The 22,149-nt window shown below is 73.0% G+C and carries 26 protein-coding genes; 14 read left to right on the top strand and 12 right to left on the bottom strand.

Annotated features, from left to right (window positions below):
• Entirely contained in the window at positions 1-495 is a 495-nt protein-coding gene (locus HBO46_RS16150; RefSeq protein WP_224769164.1) for a GNAT family N-acetyltransferase, read from the top strand.
• Positions 496-524: 29 nt separating this feature from the next.
• On the opposite strand, the gene HBO46_RS16145 is transcribed toward HBO46_RS16150, so the two are convergent.
• The 5 genes from HBO46_RS16145 to msrA form a co-directional block, all read right to left on the bottom strand.
• Positions 525-1,853 carry an ABC1 kinase family protein gene (locus tag HBO46_RS16145; protein WP_166133509.1) on the bottom strand — a complete coding sequence of 443 codons (1,329 nt, stop codon included), beginning with the start codon at positions 1,851-1,853 and terminating at the stop codon, positions 525-527.
• Between the two features lie 101 nt (positions 1,854-1,954).
• Entirely contained in the window at positions 1,955-2,095 is a 141-nt protein-coding gene (locus HBO46_RS16140) for a hypothetical protein (protein ID WP_166133507.1), read from the bottom strand.
• 72 nt (positions 2,096-2,167) lie between these two features.
• The gene (locus HBO46_RS16135; RefSeq protein WP_166133505.1) at positions 2,168-2,662 is read right to left on the bottom strand and encodes a hypothetical protein; all 495 of its coding nucleotides are present in this window, start codon (positions 2,660-2,662) and stop codon (positions 2,168-2,170) included.
• A gap of 125 nt (positions 2,663-2,787) precedes the next feature.
• The gene (locus tag HBO46_RS16130; protein ID WP_166133503.1) at positions 2,788-3,339 is read right to left on the bottom strand and encodes a dihydrofolate reductase family protein; all 552 of its coding nucleotides are present in this window, start codon (positions 3,337-3,339) and stop codon (positions 2,788-2,790) included.
• Between the two features lie 66 nt (positions 3,340-3,405).
• Entirely contained in the window at positions 3,406-4,059 is a 654-nt protein-coding gene (gene msrA, locus HBO46_RS16125) for a peptide-methionine (S)-S-oxide reductase MsrA (RefSeq protein WP_166133501.1), read from the bottom strand.
• A 93-nt stretch (positions 4,060-4,152) separates the two neighbouring features.
• Between msrA and HBO46_RS16120 the strand changes: the two genes are divergently transcribed.
• Genes HBO46_RS16120 through ilvA form a run of 3 tightly spaced genes read left to right on the top strand, consistent with a single transcriptional unit; the run spans position 4,153 to position 8,080 of the window.
• Complete coding sequence (locus tag HBO46_RS16120; protein WP_166133499.1) at positions 4,153-5,319, top strand: cystathionine gamma-synthase; 1,167 nt, start codon at positions 4,153-4,155, stop codon at positions 5,317-5,319.
• A gap of 32 nt (positions 5,320-5,351) precedes the next feature.
• Positions 5,352-6,851 carry an AI-2E family transporter gene (locus HBO46_RS16115; RefSeq protein WP_224769163.1) on the top strand — a complete coding sequence of 500 codons (1,500 nt, stop codon included), beginning with the start codon at positions 5,352-5,354 and terminating at the stop codon, positions 6,849-6,851.
• Positions 6,848-8,080: a threonine ammonia-lyase gene (gene ilvA, locus HBO46_RS16110; protein ID WP_166133498.1), complete on the top strand. Its 1,233-nt coding sequence runs from the start codon at positions 6,848-6,850 to the stop codon at positions 8,078-8,080. The genes HBO46_RS16115 and ilvA overlap by 4 nt, the downstream gene beginning before the upstream one ends.
• Before the next feature lie 19 nt (positions 8,081-8,099).
• Here the strand turns inward: ilvA and greA are convergent, their stop codons facing one another.
• A complete protein-coding gene (gene greA / locus HBO46_RS16105) occupies positions 8,100-8,609 on the bottom strand; it encodes a transcription elongation factor GreA (RefSeq protein WP_166133496.1) in 510 nt (169 codons plus the stop codon).
• 335 nt (positions 8,610-8,944) lie between these two features.
• The gene (locus HBO46_RS16100; RefSeq protein ID WP_166133494.1) at positions 8,945-9,421 is read right to left on the bottom strand and encodes a DUF4307 domain-containing protein; all 477 of its coding nucleotides are present in this window, start codon (positions 9,419-9,421) and stop codon (positions 8,945-8,947) included.
• A gap of 45 nt (positions 9,422-9,466) precedes the next feature.
• On the opposite strand from HBO46_RS16100, the gene mca reads away from it, so the two are divergent.
• Together mca and HBO46_RS16090 are read left to right on the top strand one after the other, a co-directional pair.
• A complete protein-coding gene (gene mca, locus HBO46_RS16095) occupies positions 9,467-10,360 on the top strand; it encodes a mycothiol conjugate amidase Mca (protein WP_166133492.1) in 894 nt (297 codons plus the stop codon).
• A 13-nt stretch (positions 10,361-10,373) separates the two neighbouring features.
• On the top strand, positions 10,374-10,682 hold the full coding sequence (locus HBO46_RS16090) for a hypothetical protein (protein ID WP_166133490.1): 309 nt from the start codon (positions 10,374-10,376) through the stop codon (positions 10,680-10,682).
• 27 nt (positions 10,683-10,709) lie between these two features.
• Here HBO46_RS16090 and HBO46_RS16085 read toward each other — a convergent pair whose 3' ends face one another.
• Entirely contained in the window at positions 10,710-11,093 is a 384-nt protein-coding gene (locus tag HBO46_RS16085; protein WP_166133488.1) for a thioredoxin family protein, read from the bottom strand.
• A 71-nt stretch (positions 11,094-11,164) separates the two neighbouring features.
• On the opposite strand from HBO46_RS16085, the gene HBO46_RS16080 reads away from it, so the two are divergent.
• A complete protein-coding gene (locus HBO46_RS16080; RefSeq protein WP_224769161.1) occupies positions 11,165-11,704 on the top strand; it encodes a bifunctional adenosylcobinamide kinase/adenosylcobinamide-phosphate guanylyltransferase in 540 nt (179 codons plus the stop codon).
• A gap of 13 nt (positions 11,705-11,717) precedes the next feature.
• Here HBO46_RS16080 and HBO46_RS16075 read toward each other — a convergent pair whose 3' ends face one another.
• Positions 11,718-12,677 (bottom strand): ArsR/SmtB family transcription factor, encoded by a 960-nt coding sequence (locus HBO46_RS16075; protein ID WP_166133486.1) that lies wholly within the window; start codon positions 12,675-12,677, stop codon positions 11,718-11,720.
• A 56-nt stretch (positions 12,678-12,733) separates the two neighbouring features.
• Between HBO46_RS16075 and HBO46_RS16070 the strand changes: the two genes are divergently transcribed.
• Positions 12,734-13,993: an MFS transporter gene (locus HBO46_RS16070; protein WP_207950213.1), complete on the top strand. Its 1,260-nt coding sequence runs from the start codon at positions 12,734-12,736 to the stop codon at positions 13,991-13,993.
• 6 nt (positions 13,994-13,999) lie between these two features.
• Here the strand turns inward: HBO46_RS16070 and trhA are convergent, their stop codons facing one another.
• Positions 14,000-14,740, bottom strand: a complete 741-nt coding sequence (gene trhA, locus HBO46_RS16065; protein ID WP_166133484.1) for a PAQR family membrane homeostasis protein TrhA — start codon at positions 14,738-14,740, stop codon at positions 14,000-14,002.
• Positions 14,741-14,860: 120 nt separating this feature from the next.
• Here trhA and HBO46_RS16060 point away from each other — a divergent pair, with 120 nt between their 5' ends.
• The 3 genes from HBO46_RS16060 (at position 14,861) to HBO46_RS16050 (ending at position 18,225) form a co-directional block, all read left to right on the top strand.
• Positions 14,861-15,634 (top strand): isoprenyl transferase, encoded by a 774-nt coding sequence (locus HBO46_RS16060; protein WP_166133482.1) that lies wholly within the window; start codon positions 14,861-14,863, stop codon positions 15,632-15,634.
• Positions 15,635-15,884: 250 nt separating this feature from the next.
• Complete coding sequence (locus tag HBO46_RS16055; RefSeq protein WP_166133480.1) at positions 15,885-17,225, top strand: PhoH family protein; 1,341 nt, start codon at positions 15,885-15,887, stop codon at positions 17,223-17,225.
• Positions 17,226-17,475: 250 nt separating this feature from the next.
• Positions 17,476-18,225, top strand: coding sequence for an aggregation-promoting factor C-terminal-like domain-containing protein (locus tag HBO46_RS16050; RefSeq protein WP_166133478.1), 750 nt, complete (start codon positions 17,476-17,478; stop codon positions 18,223-18,225).
• Between the two features lie 34 nt (positions 18,226-18,259).
• On the opposite strand, the gene HBO46_RS16045 is transcribed toward HBO46_RS16050, so the two are convergent.
• Complete coding sequence (locus tag HBO46_RS16045; RefSeq protein ID WP_224769160.1) at positions 18,260-19,672, bottom strand: class II fumarate hydratase; 1,413 nt, start codon at positions 19,670-19,672, stop codon at positions 18,260-18,262.
• Positions 19,669-20,352, bottom strand: a complete 684-nt coding sequence (locus tag HBO46_RS16040; RefSeq protein WP_191480162.1) for a spermine/spermidine synthase domain-containing protein — start codon at positions 20,350-20,352, stop codon at positions 19,669-19,671. Before HBO46_RS16040 ends, HBO46_RS16045 begins: the two co-directional genes overlap by 4 nt.
• A 78-nt stretch (positions 20,353-20,430) precedes the next feature.
• On the opposite strand from HBO46_RS16040, the gene HBO46_RS16035 reads away from it, so the two are divergent.
• The 3 genes from HBO46_RS16035 to HBO46_RS16025 are packed head-to-tail and all read left to right on the top strand — an operon-like array spanning position 20,431 to position 22,108.
• Positions 20,431-21,090: a hypothetical protein gene (locus HBO46_RS16035; protein WP_166133476.1), complete on the top strand. Its 660-nt coding sequence runs from the start codon at positions 20,431-20,433 to the stop codon at positions 21,088-21,090.
• A complete protein-coding gene (locus HBO46_RS16030; protein WP_224769159.1) occupies positions 21,087-21,566 on the top strand; it encodes a phage holin family protein in 480 nt (159 codons plus the stop codon). Before HBO46_RS16035 ends, HBO46_RS16030 begins: the two co-directional genes overlap by 4 nt.
• Positions 21,542-22,108, top strand: a complete 567-nt coding sequence (locus HBO46_RS16025; RefSeq protein WP_166133474.1) for a DUF3618 domain-containing protein — start codon at positions 21,542-21,544, stop codon at positions 22,106-22,108. Before HBO46_RS16030 ends, HBO46_RS16025 begins: the two co-directional genes overlap by 25 nt.
• Positions 22,109-22,149: the final 41 nt, after the last annotated feature.

Here is a 22,149-nt window from a genome sequence, read left to right as displayed (position 1 = left end):
GTGATCCGCACCGCGACGGACACCGACTGGGCGCAGATCTGGCCGTTCCTGCAGGAGACCGTCCAGGCGGGGGAGACCTACGCCTACCCGCTGGACCTCACGCCGGAGGCCGGGCGGCGGCTGTGGATGCAGGCGCCGCCGGGACGCACCGCGGTGCTCGTGGAGGACGGCGAGGTGCTCGGCAGCGCCACGATGGGGCCGAACCGGCCGGGCCGCGGCAGCCACGTCGGCACCGCGTCGTTCCTCGTGGCACCGGCCGCCCGCGGTCGCGGGGTGGGGCGCGCCCTGGGTGAGCACGTCGTGCAGTGGCACCGCGACCAGGGCTTCCGGGCGATCCAGTTCAACGCCGTGGTCGAGACCAACACCGCCGCCGTACGCCTGTGGCGGGCGCTCGGGTTCCGAATCGTCGGCACCGTGCCGGAGGCCTTCGACTCGGCCGCCCACGGCCTGGTCGGGTTGCACGTGATGCACCTGCCGCTCGACGCCGGCGACTGATCGCGCCGGGCCGCTGGCGATCGGCGCGGTCAGGCGAAGCCGGGGAGGTGCTCGATCAGCAGCTCGCGGAACGGCGCCTCGCACTCGAGCTGGCACAGCATGCCGACGCCGCCGAGCCAGGTGCGGTGGATGAGGAGGTACTCCGGCGGCAGGTTCAGCTTGACCGCCAGCGTGTACGACGGGTCGCGGGGGTTGTTGAGCCGCTGGAACTGCTCGCGCATCCACTCCCGCGAGAACCGGAAGGTGTCGACCTGGGCGGGCTCGACGAACGGCAGCAGGTAGTCCAGCAGCAGCTGGGGATCGATGCGGATGTTGTCCTTGACGAAGCCCTCGGCGCGCAGCCCCTCGAGCAGGGCCTCGCCGTCCTCGTCGGCGGCGATCCGGATCAGGTGCCCCATCGCCTCGGGGAAGCGACGCTCCGGGAGCCGGGCGACGGCACCGTAGTCGAGCACGCCGAGGCGGCCCGGGGAGCCGTCCTCGGTCGGCAGCGGGCGGAAGTTGCCGGGGTGCGGGTCGGCGTGGAGCATCCCGGTGCGCGTGGGGCCGGCGACCAGGAAGCGGGCGAAGAGGGTGCCGTAGTGGTCGCGCTCCTCCTGGGTGCCCTCGGCGATCACCCGGGCGAGGGACCCGGGGCTCTCCATCCACTCGGTGATCAAGGTGCTGTCGCCGGCGGCCACGACCGCGGGGACCACGATGTCGGGGTCGTCGAGGAACGCCTCGTGGAAGGCGGACTGCGCCTCGGCCTCGAGGCGGTAGTCGAGCTCGTCGGCAGCACGGTCCTGCAGCTCGGCGATGAGCGGCTTGAGGTCCAGGCCGGGCACCAGCGGTCCGAGGGTGCGCGCCATCGCGGCGAGCTGCTTGAGGTCGGAGCGCAGCGCCTCGCCGGCGCCGGGGTACTGGACCTTGACCGCGACCTCGCGTCCGTCGGCCCAGCGGCCGCGGTGCACCTGCCCGATCGAGGCGGCGGCCGCGGGGCCGCCCTCGAGACGGATGAGCTGCTTCTTCCAGTCCGGGCCCAGGTCGCGGGCGAGCGCCTCGCGCACCTGCTGGGTCGGCATCGGGGGAGCGGCGTCCTGGAGCCGGGTGAGGCTCTCGCGGTACGGCGCCGCGACCTCCTCGGGCAGCGCGCCCTCGAGCACGGAGAGCGCCTGGCCGAACTTCATCGCCCCGCCCTTGAGCTCACCGAGGGTGCGGAACAGCTGCTCGGCGGTGCGCTGCTGGATCTCGGACATGACGACCTCGCCCGGGCGCCCGGCCATCCGCTTGCCGAGGCCGATCGCGCTGCGTCCGGCGTACCCGAGGGGGAGTGCGGCCAGCCGTGCGGTGCGGGCCGCAGCCTTGCGGGGCAGGTCGGTCATACCCCCCAGTGTGCCCGGCCCCCGGTCATCCCGGCGCTCTTTCTCCCTCGCCGAGTCGGGGCCAATGGCGGCGGCGACCTCGACTCGGAGCCTTGCCGGGATCAGTGGCGGCCGGGGCTCCAGAAGTGCCGGTGCTGCCCGCTGCGGTGCCAGCCGGTCGCCATCAGGACGCTGCCGCCCAGGATCACGCCGAAGATCACGATGGTCGCGACGAACCAGATCATCCAGGCCAGGTAACCCATGTCGTCCACCTCCTTCCCGGAGGTGCGCAGGTCCTTCGAGGCTACGTCGCGGCGCGGTGCGCGGGAACCCCCTCAGCGACCCGGCGGCGTACGGCGCAGTGGGCGCACTGCGATCAGGACGGTCGCGAGCAGCGTGAGCACGCCCGCGCCCGCGAGGCCGACGGCGACCCAGACCTCGGGGCAGTCGCCCGCCATGGACGCAGGCATCCGGGGCACGCTCTCGACCAGGACGATGCTGCGCGAGGACGGGTGGATGCCGCGGCAGGTGACCTCGACCGAGTCCGAGGAGGGACGCAGCACCGTGAACCCCACCCAGTCCGCGGGCCCGCCGTCGCGGCGGTAGGTGCCGCTCGGGGCCTCGGTCGGCACCTCGGCGCCCGAGTCGTCGCGGGCCGTGCAGGTGGGCGTCCGGTCGAAGGTCCAGATCATCAGCGGACGGTCGCCCTCCACCGCGACCCGGTGGGCACGCCCGTCCACCGGGACGGCCGAGTCATCCGACCAGTGGGGGTAGCCACCGAAGTGGGTCGCGACGACACCGACGAAGATCACGACAGCGGCGAGCAGCATGCCGAGCCCGCTGAGACCGAGCCAGAGGAGCCTCCGGGGGCGGGAGGTTCTCCGGGCGGCGAGAGTCATGACCGGAACCTAGTCCCCCCTCCCGGGGGGGGGCAGCACGTCGGCCGGCCGGCGGTCTAGATCGGGCCTTGGTCGCCGCGGCGGTAGCTCAGGAACAGGCACCCGGTCCGCGACCGGGCGACGCCGGCGAGCTCGAGACGTCGCAGCTCGGTGGCATCGGTGAGCAGACGGCGTCCGCTGCCCGCGAGGGTGGGGACGACCACGAGCTCCATGCGGTCGACGAGGTCGGCTGCGAGCAGGGCCCGGGCGAGCTCGATGCTCCCGTGGACGCCGATGTCGGCGCCCGGGCCGTCTGCGAGCTTGCGGAGGTACGGGCCCGGGCCCTCGTCGGCCACGAGCGCCCCTGCCCACGGTGGAGTGAGGGGCGTCGAGGTGAACACGTGCTTGGGTCGTCGGTTGATGAAGTCGGCGAACGGCTGGACGTCGGACTCGGGCCAGTGGTCGGCCCAGTAGTCGTACGTCCCCCGCCCGAGGACGACGTCGGTCTGGGTCCCGATCACTCGGGCGAGGTTGCTGAAGACGTCGGCGTCCGCCTCGAACATCCAGTTCCCGGGTTCTTCGGCAACGCCGTCCAGGGACAGCAGGGAGTACAGGACGACATCTCGCACGGCGGGTCTCCGATCCTGGTGGTGGAGTTCCGACTGCGTTGGTCGCGCTGTCTCATCGGCGGAGGGTCAGGCGGTGGTGGGGAAGCGGACGCCGGTGTTGGAGTGGCAGCGGTAGCCGTGGGGGTTCTTGGCGAGGTACTGCTGGTGCACGTCCTCGGCGTAGTAGTACGGCGTCTCCGCGGCAGGGCGGATCTCGGTGGTGATCTCGCCGAGGCCGCGGCGGGCGAGCTCGGTGGCGTACACCGAGGTCAGCTCGCGGGCGATCGCCTCCTGCTCGGGGGTGGTCCAGTAGATCGCCGAGCGGTACTGGGTGCCGATGTCGTTGCCCTGGCGCATCCCCTGCGTCGGGTCGTGGACCTCGAAGAACCGCTTCACCAGGTCGGCGTAGGAGACCTGCGCGGGGTCGAAGACCAGGCGGACGGCCTCGGTGTGGTTGGTGCCCCCGCTGCACACCTCCTCGTACGACGGGTTCGGCGTCGTGCCGCCGGCGTACCCGACCGAGGTGGACCAGACGCCGGGGATCTGCCAGTAGATCTCCTCGGCGCCCCAGAAGCAGCCGAGGCCGAAGACCGCGACCTCGTAGCCGGCCGGGGCCTCGTCGGTGACCAGCGGCGTGCCCAGCACGAGGTGCTTCTCGGCGAGGTGCCAGGGGCGCTCGGTGCGGCCGGGCAGGGTGGCATCGGGGGCGATGAGCTGGCTCTTGGTGCGGGAGAAGAACACGGGGGACTCACTTCCTGGGGGTGGGGCCTGCCCCGTGTGCAACAGCGGCGGAGGCCAGAACGTTCCCCTCGTACCCACCGCTAGCCTCTGGTCATGACCGAGCAGCGACACAGTGGCAAGTCCGGCTTCGAGACGCGTGCGATCCACGCCGGCTACGAGCCCGACCCGACGACCGGCGCGGTGATCCCGCCCATCTACGCCACCAGCACCTACAAGCAGGACGGCGTGGGCGGCCTGCGCGGCGGCTACGAGTACAGCCGTTCGGCCAACCCGACCCGCACCGCCCTCGAGGGCGCGCTCGCGTCGCTGGAGGAGGGCGAGCGGGCCTTTGCCTTCGCCTCCGGCCTGGCCGCCGAGGACACCCTGGTCCGCGCGCTGTGCCGTCCCGGCGACCACGCGGTCATCCCCGACGACGCGTACGGCGGCACCTACCGCCTCTTCGACAAGGTCGAGCGGGTCTGGGGCCTGGAGCTCACCCCGGCGGCGGTCTCCGACATCGACGCGGTGCGCGCGGCGATCCGCCCGGGCCTCACCAAGCTGGTCTGGGTCGAGACCCCCACCAACCCGCTGCTCACCATCGGCGACATCGAGGCGCTGGCCGGGGTCGCCCACGAGGCCGGCGCCCTGCTCGTCGTCGACAACACCTTCGCCTCGCCATACCTCCAGCAGCCGCTGACCCTCGGTGCCGACGTCGTGGTCCACTCCACCACCAAGTACGTCGGCGGCCACTCCGACGTGGTCGGGGGCGCCCTGGTCGTGCGCGACCTCGAGGTGGCGGAGGCGATCGCCTTCCACCAGAACGCCATCGGCGCGGTCCCCGGCCCCTTCGACTCCTTCCTCACCCACCGCGGGATCAAGACGCTCGCGGTCCGCATGGAGCGCCACTGCGACAACGCCGAGCGGGTCGTGCAGTTCCTGCTCGACCACCCCGGCGTCACCGACGTGATCTACCCCGGGCTCCCCGAGCACCCCGGACACGCAGTCGCCGCGCGCCAGATGCGCCGCTTCGGCGGGATGGTCTCGTTCCGCTGCGCCGGGGGCGAGGAGGCCGCGCTGCGCGCCTGCGAGCGCGCGCAGGTCTTCACCCTCGGGGAGTCCCTCGGCGGCGTCGAGTCGCTGATCGAGCATCCCGGGCGGATGACCCACGCCAGCGTCGCCGGCACCGACCTGGAGGTGCCCGCCGACCTGGTACGCCTCAGCGTCGGCATCGAGACCGCCGAGGACCTGATCGCCGATCTCGAGCAGGCACTGGGCTCGTGACGCTCGGACGGGGGGACGGAAGGATCGACGGGGTGGACCAGCACGAGGGTGGCCTTGACGGCGCGGGACGCCGCAGCCGCTTCCGCCTGCCACGGCTCGGGTCGCGCGGGCGCACCGGCCGCACCGCGGGCGCGGACGGCGCCGGCGCGGTCGCGGTGCGCGAGGAGGACGAGGAACGCTTCGGCGAGCGGATCACCCAGCAGCTCGCCAGCCAGTGGGCGCTGATCCGCGCCGCCGACCGCCGGCCGGACCCGGAGCCGGAGCCGGTCACGGCCGGTCGCTCCAACTTCAGTCGCGCGCAGGTGCCGTGGGGCGTGGACCTCGCGGCGGCCTGGTCGTGGCGGATGCTGGTGATCGGCGCCGCCCTGTACGTCCTGCTCGACCTGCTGTGGCGCTTCTCGGTCGTGACCGTCCCGCTGGCGATCGCGCTGCTGCTGGCGGCCCTGGCCAGCCCGCTCGTGCGGCTGCTGCGCCGCATCGGGCTGCCGCGCGGCCTGGCGGCGCTCCTGGTGATGATCGCCGGCCTCGGCATGCTCGGCCTGATGGTCACGTTCGTGAGCCAGCAGATCGCCGACCAGTACTCCCAGCTGGTCGACCAGGTCGTCCAGGGCCTGGGCAAGGTGCGGCTGTGGCTGCGCGACGGCCCGCTCAACGCCAGCGAGTCCCAGATCAACAGCTACATCAAGGACGCCCAGGACGCGATCACCGAGTGGTCGAAGAACGGCGGCGCCTTCAGCCAGGTCACCTCGCTGGGCACGGCGCTGACGCACGTCGTCACCGGCTTCTTCATCGTGATCTTCTCGACCTACTTCTTCATGGCCGACGGGGCCCGGATCTGGGCGTTCTTCGTGCGCCTCGCGCCGCGCGCTGCCCGCGAGGCGGTCGACAGCTCGGGCCGGGTCGCCTGGGTCTCGCTCACCCAGTTCGTGCGCGCCACCGTGCTGGTGGCGCTCGTGGACGCGATCGGGATCTCGGTGTGGGCCGCGGCGCTCGGCCTGCCGCTGGTGCTGGCGATCGGCCTCGTGGTCTTCGTCGGTGCCTTCGTGCCGATGGTCGGCGCCACGGTCGCGGGCGCGGTGGCGGTGCTGGTCGCCCTGGTCGACCAGGGCCTGTGGACCGCCGTGCTGATGCTGATCGGCGTCGTGGTCGTCCAGCAGATCGAGGGCCACGTGCTCCAGCCGTTCCTGATGGGCCGGTTCGTGTCGATCCACCCGCTCGGGGTGCTGGTCGCCATCGCCTGCGGCGTCGTGCTGGCCGGCGTCGCGGGTGCCCTGGTCGCGGTGCCGATGGTGGCCGCGCTCAACGCGGTCATCACCCACCTCGCCTCGCGCAGCAGTCCCGGGGACGATCCGGTGGAGGCGTTGGAGGAGGACTACGCCGAGGCCGGGGAGCAACCCGGGCCGGTCGGCGACGACTCCTCCCCGGTGGGGGACAGCCCGCGGTCGCCGGCGGCCACCGAGGCCACGGCGGGCGCCACGGACGCGCACGACGGCCTGGCCTCACCGGACCCCGCAGGTGGGGCACACCCGTGAGCACGCCGGCACCGACGGTCTCGCTGGCCGACATCCGCGCCGCCCGCGAGCTGCTCGCGGCCGTCGCGATCCGTACGCCGATGGAGGAGTCGCGCTGGCTCTCCGCACTGGTCGGCGGGCCGGTGCACCTCAAGTGCGAGAACCTCCAGCGCACGGGGTCGTTCAAGGCCCGCGGCGCCTACGTCCGCATCGCCCGCCTCAGCGACGAGGAGCGGGCCCGCGGCGTGGTGGCGGCCTCGGCCGGCAACCACGCCCAGGGCGTCGCGCTGGCCGCGCAGCTGCTCGGCACCCGGGCCACGGTGTTCATGCCCGAGGGGGCGCCGATCCCCAAGGAGCGCGCCACCCGGGCGTACGGCGCGGAGGTGCGCTTCGCGCCCGGCTACCTCGAGGACGTGCTCGCGACCGCGCAGGCCTACAGCGAGGCGACCGGTGCCGTGCTGATCCACCCGTTCGACCACACCGACATCGTGGCCGGGCAGGGCACCGTCGGTCTCGAGGTCCTGGAGCAGGTGCCCGAGGTGGAGACGGTCCTGGTGCCGACCGGCGGGGGCGGCCTGCTGGCCGGCGTCGCGATCGCCATCAAGGCGCTGCGGCCCGACGTCCGCGTGGTCGGGGTCCAGGCGACCGGCGCCGCGGCGTACCCGGGATCGCTCGCGGAGGGGGTACCGCTCCGCCTGGGCACGATGAAGACGATGGCCGACGGCATCGCGGTCGGGATGCCCGGCGAGATCACCTTCGCCGCCGTGCGTGACCATGTCGACGAGATCGTCACGGTCTCGGAGGACTCCATCTCCCGGGCGCTGCTCTCGCTCATCGAGCGGGCCAAGATGGTGGTCGAGCCGGCCGGGGCGGCCGCGGTCGCCGCGCTGCTGGACCGACCCGAGGCCTACGGCACGCCCGCGGTCGCGGTGCTCTCCGGCGGCAACGTCGACCCGCTGCTGATCGGCAAGGTGATCCGGCACGGCATGGCCGCGGCCGGCCGCTACCTCAACCTGCACGTGCGGGTGCCGGACAGCCCCGGTGGGCTCGCCGAGCTGCTCGGCGAGATCGCGGGCAACGGCGCGAACGTGCTCGAGGTGGTCCACGAGCGGCTCTCGCCGACCCTGCACCTCGACGAGGTCGAGGTGCACCTGCAGCTGGAGACGCGAGGAGCCCCGCACTCGCGCGAGCTCATGGAGCTGTTGCGAGGACGGGGCTACCTGGTGCGTGGGGGCGAGGAGCGGTCCTGAGCGGACGCCCCTCGCGGGGTCACGGCTTGTAGGGCACGGCCGTCAGGACGACGACCTTCATCTCCTTGCCGTTGGGCGCGGCGTAGGAGACGGTGTCGCCGGCGCGGGCGCCGTTGATCGCCGCGCCCAGCGGGGCCTGCGGCGAGTAGACCTTGATGCCCTCGACGGTGTCCTCCATCTCGCGGGCACCCAGCAGGAAGGTCTCGGCCTCGTCGTCGTCGTCGCCGACGAACTTGTAGGTCACGACCATGCCGGGCTCGACGACGCCGTCGTCGGGCGGGGTCTCGCCCACCTCGGCGCGGCGCAGCATGTCCTCGAGCTGGCGGATCCGCCCCTCGACGCGGCCCTGCTCCTCACGAGCCGCGTGGTAGCCGCCGTTCTCCTTGAGGTCGCCCTCGTCACGCGCCGAGCTGATCTTCTCGACGATCTCCTGACGGACGGGGCCCTTGAGGTTGGCAAGCTCGGCCTGCAGCTTGTCGTAGGCGTCCTGGGTCAGCCAGATGACGTCCTGGCCGGGGGACTGCGTCATGGGTACTCCTGCTCCTGCGTGCTCGGGGTGCGGTCGTCCGCGCCTCTTGCGGGGGATCGGGGACCGTCTCAACCGGCCGGCCAGAGGGTGAGGCCGTACGCCGTGTCGCGCGGGCCTCTTCCTTCCTGGACGGCCCAGCGGGTCGGTCAGAAATTCCAGCCTAACAAGGACCGCGGACGAAAGCAGGTCGTCAGGAGCCGAGATGGGTGGAGAACACCAGTGGCAGGCCCGCGGGGCGGCGCAGGACGGGCCGCGCGGCGGGCACCCGCTCAGTGGGACCGGCCCCATGATCGGGTCAGGGGGAGCGGGCAGCGGGAGCGGGCAGGGGGACGGGCTCAGCCCGGGCGGACCTGGCCCTCGGCGGTGCAGCCGGGGAACTCCACGGCCGTGGCGAGCCGCTCGGTGCGGATGTCGACGACCATGGTGGTGTCGCCGGGCTCGGCGGTGAAGGAGCGCTCGCCCACCGTCACGTGGTCGGCGGCGAACGCGCGCAGCAGGCACTGCACGTCCTCGGCGTCGTCGCGCACCCGCAGCTCGACGCGGACGGTCGTGGTGTGCTCGTCGACGACGGTGAAGGAGACCAGCTCGGAGTCGACCGCGGGTCGGGCGTGGCCGTTCATCGCCCACAGCACCCAGGTGGCGCTGCCGAGGACCGCCACGCCGACGAGGGCGCGCAGCCCCCAACGCTTCCAGGGGGCGGGGGTGCCGCCGTAGCGCTGTGCGAGGTCGGAGGCCTCGGTCTCGGCGAGGCTCGACGGGGCGCCGGCGGCGGAGCCGGACGGGTGGTCGGACGAGGCAGGCCGGGTGCTCACCCCGCCATGATCCCACTTGTGACCGCCCGGCCTAAACTCGCGGGCATGTCAGAGGTCTCCACGCCGCCGCGCGCCGGCTACCGGCTCATGCACGTCCACGCCCACCCCGACGACGAGTCGAGCAAGGGCGCGGCGTCGACCGCCAAGTACGTCGCCGAGGGCGTCGACGTGCACGTGGTGACCTGCACCGGGGGCGAGCGCGGCTCGATCCTCAACCCGAAGATGGACCGCCCGGAGATCGCGGCGAACATCACCGAGATCCGGCGCCAGGAGATGGAGCGCGCCCGCGACATCCTCGGCGTGCGCCAGGACTGGCTCGGGTTCGTCGACTCCGGCTGGCCCGAGGGCGACCCGAAGCCGCCGCTGCCCGAGGGCTGCTTCGCGCTGGTGCCGGTCGAGGAGGCGGCCGAGCCGCTGGTGCGCCTGATCCGGCAGTTCCGCCCGCACGTCGTCACGACGTACGACGAGCGCGGCGGCTACCCGCACCCCGACCACATCATGTGCCACCAGGTCAGCGTCCACGCCTTCGAGGCGGCCGGCGACCCCGAGCGCTACCCCGACGCCGGCGAGCCCTGGCAGCCACTGAAGCTCTACTACCACCACGGCTGGAGCTGGGCGAAGACCAACGCCCTGCACGAGGCGATGCTCGCCCACGGCCTGGAGTCGCCCTACACCGAGCGGCTGGCCAACTGGACCCGCGAGCCGGACTGGGACGAGCGGGTCACCACCCGGGTGCCCTGCGGGGACTACTTCGGCGTCCGCGACCAGGCGCTGCTCGCCCACGCCACGCAGATCGATCCCGACAGCTTCTGGTTCGCCATCCCGCGGGAGCTGCAGCAGGAGGTCTGGCCGACCGAGGACTACGAGCTCGTGGTGAGCCACGTCGCCTCGCAGCTGCCCGAGGACGACCTGTTCGCCGGCATCGTCGACCCCTCCTGAGAGACTGGGTGACATGGAGCTCTACAACGTCCTCGTCGCCGAGGTCATGCCGGTCCTGATGGAACGACTGGACGAGACTCCGAAGCCCGAGGACGTCAAGGCGGGCTGGGTCGGCTTCGGCGTCTTCCTGGCACTCTGCGTCGCCGTCGGCCTGCTCGGATGGGCACTGACCCGCCAGCTGCGGCGCACCGACGCGAACCGCAAGGCCGGTGCCTTCGGTCCGTACCGCGAGCCGCGTCCGGACACCCGGATCCCCGGGGAGACGACCGACGCCGCCGCGCCCGAGGACCCCTCGGACGGCCCGCAGCGCCCGCAGGGCTGAGCCCCCGGGCGACAGCGGTACGCCGGCTCAGGCCGGCGGCTGCTCCTGCCCTGCCTGCTGCTGGGCGACCTGGCGGTGCACGTCCTCCATGTCCAGCGCGCGCACGGCCTCGATGACCTGGTCCAGCGCGGGCGCCGGCAGTGCGCCGGGCTGGGCGAAGACCAGCACGCCCTCGCGGAAGGCCATCAGCGTGGGGATCGACTGGATCTGCGCCATCGCGGCCAGCTGCTGCTCGGTCTCGGTGTTCACCGAGCCGAAGGTGATGTCGGGGTTGGCCTCGGAGGCCGCCTCGTAGGTCGGGGCGAACTGCCGGCACGGTCCGCACCAGCTCGCCCAGAAGTCCACGAAGAGGATGTCGTCACCCTCGACGTGGGACACGAAGTTCTCGCCGGTCAGCTCGATGGTGGCCATGGCTCCACGGTACGTCGGCCGGGGAGCGACCTCGCGGGCGGCGTGGGCCGCCGCCGTGTGAGGCTGGGGGCGTGAGCGCGTCGAGGATCCTGGTCACCGGTGGAGTCCGCTCGGGCAAGTCCACCCACGCCGAGCGGCTGCTGGAGGCGCATCCCGCGGTCACCTACGTGGCGCCGGGACAGGTGCCGGACCCGGTCGCCGACCCGGACTGGGCGGCGCGGGTCGCGGCGCACCGCGCCCGGCGCCCCGCCGGCTGGCACACCCTCGAGACCGCCGACCTCGCGGAGGCGATCGCCGGGACGAGCGGACCGCTGCTCATCGATTGCCTCGGGACCTGGCTGACGGCCCGCATCGATGCCGCCGGGCTCTGGGAGGCGCCGGTCGAGGAGGTGCACGAGCACGTGCTCGCCGCGCTGGCCCCGGCCGTGGACGCCCTGCGCGCCGCCCGCGGGCCGGTCGTCCTGGTCACCAACGAGGTCGGCCTCGGCGTGGTCCCCGCGCACCGCTCCGGGCGGGTCTTCCGCGACCTGCTCGGCACCGTCAACCAGCGGGTGGCCGCCGCCTGCGACGAGGTGCACCTGGTGATCGCCGGGCGGGTCCTGGTGCTCTGAGCAGCGCGGCCGCTCAGGCGCCCACGAGCAGCCGGTCGCCCAGCTCGGAGCGCAGGTAGAGCACCGAGCGGCCGTGGCGCGCCGAGGTCAGCAGCCCGCCGGCGCGCAGCGCCCGCAGGTGCTGGTTGACCGCCGTCGTCGTCACCCCGAGACGCACCCCGAGCTCGGTCGAGGAGGCGGGGGAGTCGAGCATCGCCAGCAGCCGGGCCCGCGCCGCGCCGAGCAGCACGGCCACGGCCTCCGGCCCGGCGACGTCCTCGGCCTCCCACAGCGTGCCGACGCCGCGCGCGGCGTACATGATCTGGGGCGCCTGCTCGGGGGTGATCGGCGTCGAGCCGCCGCGGGAGAACAGCGATGGCACCAGGGTCAGCCCGGCGCCGGTCGTCGTACGCCGGTAGCCGGCTCGCGAGCTGGTGCTGACCTGGACGACGTTGCCGCTCATCTGCACGCGTGCGCTGAGGTCGGCGAACATCGCCGCGAGGCCGCGCTGGGCGATCACCCGGCCCCGATAGGTCACGTCGGCCTCCAGGACGGTGCGCATCCGCGGCCACCAGGGCTCGAAGCAGGCGTCCCAGTACTCCGTCAGCGCCGTCACCACCCGGGCCAGCACCCGGTCAGTGCGTCCGCGCAGCGCGGGCGGCAGGGCGTCGCCGTGCACCTCGGTCAGCTTCGCGCGCACCACCACGTCGGGGAGCGCGGCGAGCGCGGCCAGTTCTTCGCCGATCCGGGTCAGCGGGCTGGTGGGCCGCGGGTGCAGGAAGTCCGGCGTCCACAGCCGGTCGTTGGTCAGCGCGGCGAGCACCTCGGTGTCCAGCCCGGCGCGGGCGGCCTCGGTGCGCCGCAGCCAGGGCAGGTGGTGGGGGTAGCGGCCGGGGTCGCGGAAGACCCGCACGGAGAGCCCCAGCTCGTTGAGCGGCGAGATCGCGAACCGGACCTCGCCGAGGTCCAGCCCGGCGAGCTCGTACTCGATCATGAAGCAGGACGCTACATCGTTGGTGCCGCCGGCCCCGGCCGTGGGACAACTGCTGCGTGCTGCGGACCCTCCTGCCCGGCGACCCCGTCGCCCGCGCCCTCTCGATCGCCACCATGGCGGGCTCGCTGTCGATGGGGCTCTTCTACAGCGTCAGCGCGCTGTACTTCACCTTCGTCATCGGGCTCGAGGCCACCACCGTGGGCACCGGCCTGACGATCGCCGGCGCGGTCGGGGTCCTGGGCTCGTTCCTCGGCGGCCGGCTGGCCGACCGTTTCGGCGCCGACCGGCTCCAGCAGGCCGCGACCGTCGTGCAGGGGGTCGCGCTGCTGGCCTACGTGCTCGCCGACGACGCGCTCACCTTCGTGCTCGTCGCCTGCGTGGCGGTGGGGGCGCGCAGCATGCAGGGCACGGCCAAGCAGACGCTGCTGGCGCGCTGGTTCACCGGCCCGGACCGGATCGAGGTGCGGGCCCGGCTGCGGGTGGTCACCAATGTCTTCATCGCGCTCGGCACCTCCGCCGCGGCCGTCGCGCTGCTGCTCGGCACCGCCACGGCGTACCGCACCACGATGGTGGTGGTCGGGCTGCTCTCGCTGCTCGCGGTGGTGCCACTGGGCGGCCTGCGCGCCCGGGTGCCGGGGCTCGCCGAGGCGCTGCGCCCGACCCGGGGGCGGCGGGCCGACCTGACCGCGCCGCGGGGGCGCTCCCCGCTGCGCGATCGCACCTACCTGGCCTCGACCGCGCTCAACTCCGTGGTCGCGATGCAGTTCGGGCTGCAGAACGTCGGCGTGCCGCTGTGGATCGCCCACCACACCGAGGCACCGACCGTGATGGTCTCGGTGGTGCTGCTGCTCAACACCGTGCTGGTGGCCGCGCTGCAGGTGCGGGCCTCGCGCGGCACCCACGAGATCCGCGCCGCCGGCCGGGCCGTACGCCGTGGGGGCCTGCTGCTCGCGCTGGCCTGCCTGCTGCTGGCCGCTGCCGGGTCGGTCGGGGTGGTGGCGGCGGTGCTGCTGCTCCTGCTCGCCGAGACGGTCAGCACCGCCGCGGAGATCCTCGCCGAGGCCGGCGGCTGGGGGCTGGCCTTCGAGCTCGCCGACCCGCTGAGCGCCGGGGCCTACCAGGGCGTGAGCCAGATGGGCTACTCGATCGCCGGGATGCTCGCGCCCCTGGTGATCACCGCGACCGCGATCGAGCACGGCTGGCTGGGCTGGATCGGTCTCGCGACGATGTTCGCCGTCGCCGGGACGGGTGTCGCGGCCGTGGCCGCGCGGGCCGCCGTACGACGCGGCGAGGCACAGGTGCTGCTCGCCGCGTGAGCGGGCTCAGCGCAGGGCGTAGGTGGCCAGCGAGACGCTGATGTAGTGCGTGAAGAACGCCACGACCGTGAAGCCGTGGAAGATCTCGTGGAAGCCGAACCACTCCGGTGAGGGGTTCGGGCGCTTGAGGCCGTAGACCACGCCGCCGCAGGTGTAGAGGGCGCCGCCGACCACGATCAGGGTGAAGATCGCGACGCCGATGCCCATGCCGAGCGCGGTGGCGCCGCTGAAGAAGCCGGGGATGAAGAAGATCGCCGCCCAGCCCAGTGCGATGTAGATCGGGACGTAGAGCCAGCGCGGGGCGTCGGTCCAGAAGATCCGGAACAGCACGCCGAGCACGGCGCCGGTCCACACCGTCGCGATCAGCGCGGTGCGCTGGGTGCCCTCCAGCAGCAGCAGGGCGAACGGCGTGTAGGAGCCGGCGATGAGCAGGAAGATGTTGGAGTGGTCGAAGCGGCGCAGGAACGCCCAGACCCGCGGCGACCAGTTGCCGGTGTGGTAGATCGCCGAGACCGTGAAGAGCAGGAACCCCGAGCCGGTGAAGACCGCCGACCCGATCTTGGTGGTCGTGTCGGGGGAGAGCGCGACCAGGACGATGCCCGCGACCAGCGTCAGCGGTGCCGTCGAGAGGTGGAGCCATCCGCGAAGCTTGGGCTTGACCTCCGCGATCGTGTCGGAGATCGAGTCGTGGATCGACTCCAGGCCGTGCCTCATCTCATCCCGGGCATGCTGCATGGACCTGCTCATGACTCGACCGTACCCATCTGGCGACCTCTCCGGACGAAAGGGCGGCCAAGGTCACGCCGTCCGGCGGTGTGAGGTCCGCTTCATCGCCCCGGGCCGGGTTCGACCACTAGGCTGTATCCCGTGGCTGACTGGAAACGGGGGCTGCGCCGGGTGCTCTACCCGGCCTACGAGGCCCGGCTGCTGCGGCGCATGCCGGACAACCTGCCCAAGCATGTCGGCGTCATGCTCGACGGCAACCGCCGGTGGGCCCGCTCCCTCGGTCACGACTCCGCCCACGGGCACCGCGCCGGGGCCGCCAACATCGAGCCGTTCCTCGGCTGGTGCGACGAGGTCGGCATCGAGGTGGTCACCTTGTGGCTGCTCTCCACCGACAACCTGAACCGTCCCGAGGACGAGCTGCGCCCGCTCCTGGGGATCATCGAGGGCGTGGTGGACTCCCTCGCCGCCCAGCAGCGCTGGCGGGTGCACCCGGTCGGCGCGCTCGACCTGCTGCCCGCCGGGACCGCCGCGCGGCTCAAGGCGGCCGAGGACGCGACGCGCGACGTGGACGGGCTGCTGGTCAACATCGCGGTCGGGTACGGCGGGCGCCGCGAGATCGCCGACGCGGTGCGCTCGCTGCTGCTCGAGCACGCCGAGCGCGGCACCGACATGGAGACGCTGGCCCACAGCCTCACGGTGGAGGACATCTCCGCGCACCTCTACACCAAGGGCCAGCCCGACCCGGACCTGGTGATCCGCACCTCCGGGGAGCAGCGGATGAGTGGGTTCCTGCTGTGGCAGAGCGCGAAGTCGGAGTTCTACTTCTGCGAGGCCTACTGGCCGGACTTCCGCCGCGTCGACTTCCTGCGCGCGATCCGGGCCTACGCCCAGCGCGAGCGCCGCTTCGGTTCCTGAGGCTTCACCTCCCGGCTGCGGCGTGTCGCTGCCCCGCCCCGGCCCCGCGGCGTACTTTCTCTGGCATCGGCGGGTGGGGAAGCCCGCCGTACCAGGAGGCCCGATCGTGACCAGTCACGACTGCACCGCACGGCGGCTGGCCCGCCGTGCGCACGGAGGCGGGCACTCCTGTCTTCGGGCATCCCGGTCCATCCGCGTGAGCTAGGGACCGGGACGCCGAGTGCGCCGTGCCGGCCCGTGAGGGGGAACCGTGCCGACCCAGGCCCACCACCCGCAGCGCCCGACCGACAGCACCGCAGCCCGCACCTACGTCCTCGACACCAGCGTGCTGCTGGCCGACCCGGGCGCGATCCGCCGCTTCGCCGAGCACGAGGTGGTGCTCCCCGTGGTCGTGGTGACCGAGCTCGAGGGCAAGCGGCACCACCCCGAGCTGGGCTTCTTCGCCCGCGCCGCCCTGCGGATGCTCGACGAGCTGCGGGTCACCCACCGCCGCCTCGACCAGCCGATCCCGATGGGGGAGAGCGGCGGCACCCTGCGCGTCGAGCTCAACCACACCGACCCCGGGGCCCTGCCGTCGGGCTTCCGGCTCGGTGACAACGACACCCGCATCCTGGCCGTGGCCCGCAACCTCGCCGACGAGGGCCACCAGGTGACGCTGGTGTCGAAGGACCTGCCGCTGCGGATCAAGGCCGCCGCCGTCGGGCTGGAGGCCGAGGAGTACCGCTTCGAGGCCATCAGCGAGTCCGACACCGGCTACAGCGGGATGGCCGAGCTGGAGATCGAGACCAGCGAGCTCGACGAGCTCTACGACGACGGCACCCTCGAGCTCGCCGCCGCCCGCGACCTGCCGTGCCACCAGGGGCTGGTGCTGGTCTCCGAGCGCGGCACCGCCCTGGGCCGGGTCGGGCCGGACAAGGCCGTGCACCTCGTGCGCGGCGACCGCGAGGCCTTCGGCGTGCACGGCCGCTCGGCCGAGCAGCGGATCGCCCTGGAGATGCTGCTCGACCCCGAGGTCGGCATCGTGTCCCTCGGCGGGCGTGCCGGCACCGGCAAGTCCGCGATGGCGCTGTGCGCCGGGCTCGAGGCGGTGCTGGAGCGCCGCCAGCATCAGAAGGTCGTGGTGTTCCGCCCGCTGTTCGCGGTCGGCGGCCAGGAGCTCGGCTACCTGCCCGGCTCGGAGAACGAGAAGATGTCGCCCTGGGGCCAGGCGGTCTTCGACACGCTGGGCTCGATCACCTCGAAGGAGGTGATCGAGGAGGTGCTGGCGCAGGGCATGCTCGAGGTGCTGCCGCTGACCCACATCCGCGGGCGCTCGCTGCACGACTCCTTCGTGATCGTCGACGAGGCGCAGTCGCTGGAGCGCAACGTGCTGCTGACCGTGCTCTCCCGCGTCGGCGCCAACTCCAAGGTGGTGCTGACCCACGACGTCGCCCAGCGCGACAACCTGCGGGTGGGGCGCCACGACGGTGTGGTCGCGGTCATCGACAAGCTCAAGGGCCACCCGCTCTTCGCCCACGTCACCCTCACCCGCTCCGAGCGGTCCCCGATCGCCGCTCTCGTCACCGAGATGCTCGAGCACGTGACCCTCTGACCCGGCCGACCCGATCCCGCGTGCGCCGAGTCGGCACCACCAGGGGCGACTCGGCGTACCGGGGAAGCGTGTGACGTTTCCACATGGTGGCGACCCACGTCACACATGTGACTCGTGGGACTGGGGAGGCGACTGGTCTGTTCCTCGCGCCACTTTCTTCCACGAAGTGGGCCCGGCGGTTTGCCTGACGCATGTCAAGGCAGCAGGGTGGGCCGCTGGCCACCGTTGTCTACCCGGAGCCGAAACCCCTGTGAACCAGCCCGCCAAGTCCGCCCCCAAGCACCGCGCCGCCCCCAACCGGGCGGTCAGCACGCAGGCCCCGCGCCGGGCCCTGCGCGCCACGATGCTCTATTCCACCCTCGCGGTTGCCGCGACCGGCGCGACAGTGGTCGGCGGAGTCCTCTCCACCAGCGGGTCCTCGGCCGAGCAGAACGGCGCGGGCATCGGCCTGGCCTCGGCCTCCCTCGGCCAGGCGTTCGACCCCGAGAAGTCCACCGAGCCCGAGGCCACCGGGGCCGACGAGTTCACGCCGACCGAGTCCGAGAGCGTCGACGACGCGCCCGAGGCCCAGGCATCGGCCACCGCGCGGGCCCCCGAGGTCTCGCGCTCCGACCGTCGCGAGGCGGCCGACCCGGCCAAGGAGGCCGTGCTGTCGCCGTCCGCCGGCGAGGCGATGACCCGCACCGAGGACCTCTCGGCCCAGGACCCGCGCACCATCGGGCGCGCGCTGCTCGGCGAGGCCGGCTTCTCCTCCGACCAGTGGGGCTGCCTGGACTCGCTGTGGACCCGAGAGTCCAACTGGACCGTCAACGCCGACAACCCGACCTCGTCGGCCTACGGCATCCCACAGGCGCTGCCCGGCTCCAAGATGTCCAGCGCCGGTGCCGACTGGGCGACGAACCCGGTCACCCAGATCCGCTGGGGCCTCGGCTACATCGCCGACCGCTACGGCAGCCCGTGCGGCGCCTGGGCGCACAGCGAGTCGCACGGCTGGTACTGACGCACCCCGCCCGCCGGGGCGGGGTACGCCGCCCTCACGGGTGGGTCATCGACTCCACGTCGAGCGCCTCGTCGAGCTGCGCCTCGGTGAGCTCGCCGCGCTCGACGTACCCCATCGCGATCACGGTCTCGCGGATCGTCGCGCCGTCGGCCAGCGCCTTCTTGGCGACCTTGGCGGCGGCCTCGTAGCCGAGGTACTTGTTCAGTGGCGTCACCACCGAGGGCGAGGACTCCGCGTAGGTGCGCATCCGCTCGGCGTCGGCGGTGATGCCGTCCACCGTGCGCTCGGCGAGCACCCGCGAGCAGGCGGCGAGCAGGCGCACCGACTCCAGCAGGTTGCGGGCGATGACCGGCATCGCGACGTTGAGCTCGAAGCTGCCGCTGGCGCCGGCGACGGTCACCGCGGTGTCGTTGCCGATGACCTGCGCGCACACCATCAGGGTCGCCTCGGGGAGCACCGGGTTGACCTTGCCCGGCATGATGCTCGAGCCCGGCTGGAGGTCGGGCAGGTGGATCTCGGCCAGTCCGGTGGTCGGGCCGGAGGACATCCACCGCAGGTCGTTGCAGATCTTGGTGAGGCCGACCGCGTAGGTCTTCAGCGCGCCGCTGAGCTCGACCAGCGAGTCACGGGTGCCCTGGGCCTCGAAGTGGTTGCGCGCCTCGGTGAAGGGCTGTCCGGTCCGCTCGGCGAGCCCGGCGATGACCCGGGGGGCGAACCCGGCAGGGGTGTTGATGCCGGTGCCCACCGCCGTACCGCCCAGCGGCAGCTCCCGGACCCGGGGGAGCACCGACTCGACGCGCTCGGCGGCGTAGCGCACGGTCGCGGCGTACCCGCCGAACTCCTGGCCCAGCATCACCGGCGTGGCGTCCATCAGGTGGGTGCGCCCGGACTTCACCAGGCCGGCGAACTCCTCGGCCTTGCGCTCCAGCGAGCCGGCCAGCACGTCGAGCGCGGGCATCAGGTCGTCGACCACCGCGAGCGTGGCGGCCACGTGGATCGCGGTGGGGAAGGTGTCGTTGGAGGACTGGCTGGCGTTGACGTGGTCGTTGGGGTGGACCTCGGTGCCGGCGCGCGCGGCGAGGCTGGCGATCACCTCGTTGGCGTTCATGTTCGAGCTGGTGCCCGACCCGGTCTGGAAGACGTCGATGGGGAAGGCGTCGTCGTGCTCGCCCGCGGCCACGGCGACGGCCGCGTCCGCGATCGCGCGGGCCACGTCGGCCTCGAGCACCCCGAGCTCGCCGTTGGTGGTGGCCGCGGCCGCCTTGACCAGCCCGAGCGCGCGGATCAGGCGCGGCTCCAGCGGGGTGCCGCTGATCGGGAAGTTCTCCACGGCGCGCTGCGTCTGGGCGCGCCAGAGCGCCTCGCGTGGGACGAGGACGTCGCCCATGGAGTCGTGCTCGGTGCGGAACTGCTCGTCCGCCTGACTGCTGCTCCGGTCGCTGGTCACGCGGGGGACGGTACCCGCGCGACGTAGAGCCAGTAGTGCTCCTCGCGTCCCTGGAGGTCGACCCGGAGCGGGTGCGCCTCGGCAGCACCGAAGACCTCGGCCAGCGCCTGCTCGAGCGCCGGCTCCTCGGCCGCCGACCAGATCGCGACGGCTCCGCCCGGACGCAGCAGGGTGCGCACCCGGCCGAGGAACGGCTGCTCGTAGAGGCCGGCGTTGGTGTCGTGGACCAGGTAGCCGGGACCGTTGTCGACGTCCAGCAGCACCAGGTCGTACGACGCGGGGCGGGCCTCGGCGAGGGCGACGGCGACGTCGGCGACCACCACGTGCAGGCGCTCGTCGGCGAGCACGGTCGGTCCGTGCGGGACGGTGCCGTCGCGCATCCAGTCCACGAGGGCCTGCTCGATCTCGACGACCACGCAGCGCTCGACGCGTCGGTCGGTCAGCACCCGGTGCGCGGTGAACCCGAGTCCGAGGCCGCCCACCAGCACGTGGGTGGGGTGCTCGACGAGCGCGAGGCAGGCGGTCGCGAGTGCCTCCTCGGTGCTGGTCTCCTGGGTGTCCATCACGAACACGCCGTTCGCGCGCAGCTCGAGCACGGCCGGCCCGTGCTCCTCGCGTCGCTCGCGCAGCACCAACTCTCCCCGCTCGGACTCGGCGCGGGCGACCTCGACGTACTCCACGGTCCCATCCTGGGGGATGGGCTTGGTCTGCGCCGGGAGGGATACCCCCGAATATCCCCGAAACCCTGTGGAGGTCTGATGAACGACAGTCCCAGCACCAAGGAGCGAGCTCAGGCGGCTGCCGGCACGGCAGTCGATGACGGCAAGCAGGTGGCCGGCACGGCCGCCGAGGAGGCGCGTGCCGTGGCCTCAGAGGCCGCGGGTCAGGCGCGCCGGGTCCTCGACGACGCCATCACCCAGGCCAGCGAGCAGTCGCGGACCCAGCAGGCCCGACTCGCCGAGACCCTCCGCGGACTCGCCGACGACCTGGGCCAGATGGCCGACGGCGGCGAGCCCGGTCTCGCCACCAGCGTCGCCAAGGAGGTCGCCGACCGGGCGCGCAGCGCCGGCTCCTACCTGGAGGGACACGAGCCGAGCGAGCTCCTCGACGAGGCCCGCCGCTTCGCGCGCCGCCGCCCGGGTGTCTTCCTGCTCGGGTCGCTGGCCGCCGGCGTGGTGGCCGGACGACTGCTGCGCGGCGCCGCCGACGGCATCGCGGCCGCGGAGGCGGACCCCCTCGGGGGCTCGGCGACTCCGCTCCCGAGCGGGCCGAGCGACTCCCCGATGGGCGCCCCGATCGGGTCGCGCACCCCGGGCCTGCCCGACCCGCCGAGCACCTCGACCACCGGCTCCGGTCCGGAGATGGGGTACGGCGAGCGCGGGCCCGGTGAGCCCTCCGGCGAGCGGGGCGTGCTGTGAGCGGGCCCGTCCAACCGTCGGTCCCCCCGCCGGAGCACCCGCCGCCGTTCGCCGACGCCATGTCCGGCGCGACGCCGGTGGTCGATGCCTCCCCACGGGGCGAGCGCAGCCTCGGTGACATCGTCAGCGACGTCACCAGCGACATCTCCACGTTGGTCAAGCAGGAGCTCGAGCTGGCCAAGACCGAGCTCAAGCAGGAGATGACCCAAGCCGGGAAGGGGGTCGGGCTGCTCGGGGGAGCCGGCGTCGCCGGGCACCTCCTGCTGATCTGGGTGTCGGTCACCTTGACGGCGGTCCTCGACTCCTGGATGCCGCTGTGGGTGGCGGCGCTGATCGTGACCGTCCTCTGGGCGGTGATCGCCGCCGTGCTCGCCGTGACCGGCCGCAAGGCCCTCAAGGAGAGCAACCCCCAGCTGCCCACGACGCAGCGCACACTCAAGGAGGACGCCCGATGGGCAACCGCACAGAAGAGCTGAGCACCGACATCGCAGGCACCCGACAGACCCTCGCCCAGGACCTCGACGAGCTCCAGGACCGGGTCAGCCCCTCAGCCGTGGTCGCGCGCCGCAAGGCCGCGGCGCGCGACCGGGTGCTCGGGGTGCGCAACCGGATCATGGGCAGCGCGTCCCAGGCTCGCGAGAGCACCGGCGGGTCCGCCGGATCGGCGAAGGACACCGTCCGCGACACCGCGTCCTCGGCGGCCGGCGCCGCGCAGGAGCGCTACGAGGGCAGCCCGCTGGGCGCGGGTCTCGTCGCGTTCGGCCTCGGCATGGTGATCGCGGGGATGTTCCCCGCGAGCCGGGCCGAGGCAAGTGCCGCCTCGTCCGCGCTCGACCAGGGTCGCCCGCTGCTCGACCAGGCCAAGTCCGTCGGCCAGGACGTCGCCTCCGGCCTGCAGGAGACCGCCACGGACGCGGCCCAGCAGGTGAAGGAGACCGCCAAGGACTCGGCCGGCCGGGTCCAGGAGGAGGGGCGCTCGGCGGTGGGCGACGTCCAGTCGTCAGCCAGGAACGAATGACGGGTACTGGCTCCACGGTCAGCACACGTCGAGGAGAAGGA

Source organism: Nocardioides ochotonae, assembly GCF_011420305.2.
Taxonomy (GTDB): domain Bacteria; phylum Actinomycetota; class Actinomycetes; order Propionibacteriales; family Nocardioidaceae; genus Nocardioides; species Nocardioides ochotonae.
Note: the sequence above shows the minus strand (reverse complement) of the source record. Positions and strands in the feature narration are given on the sequence as shown.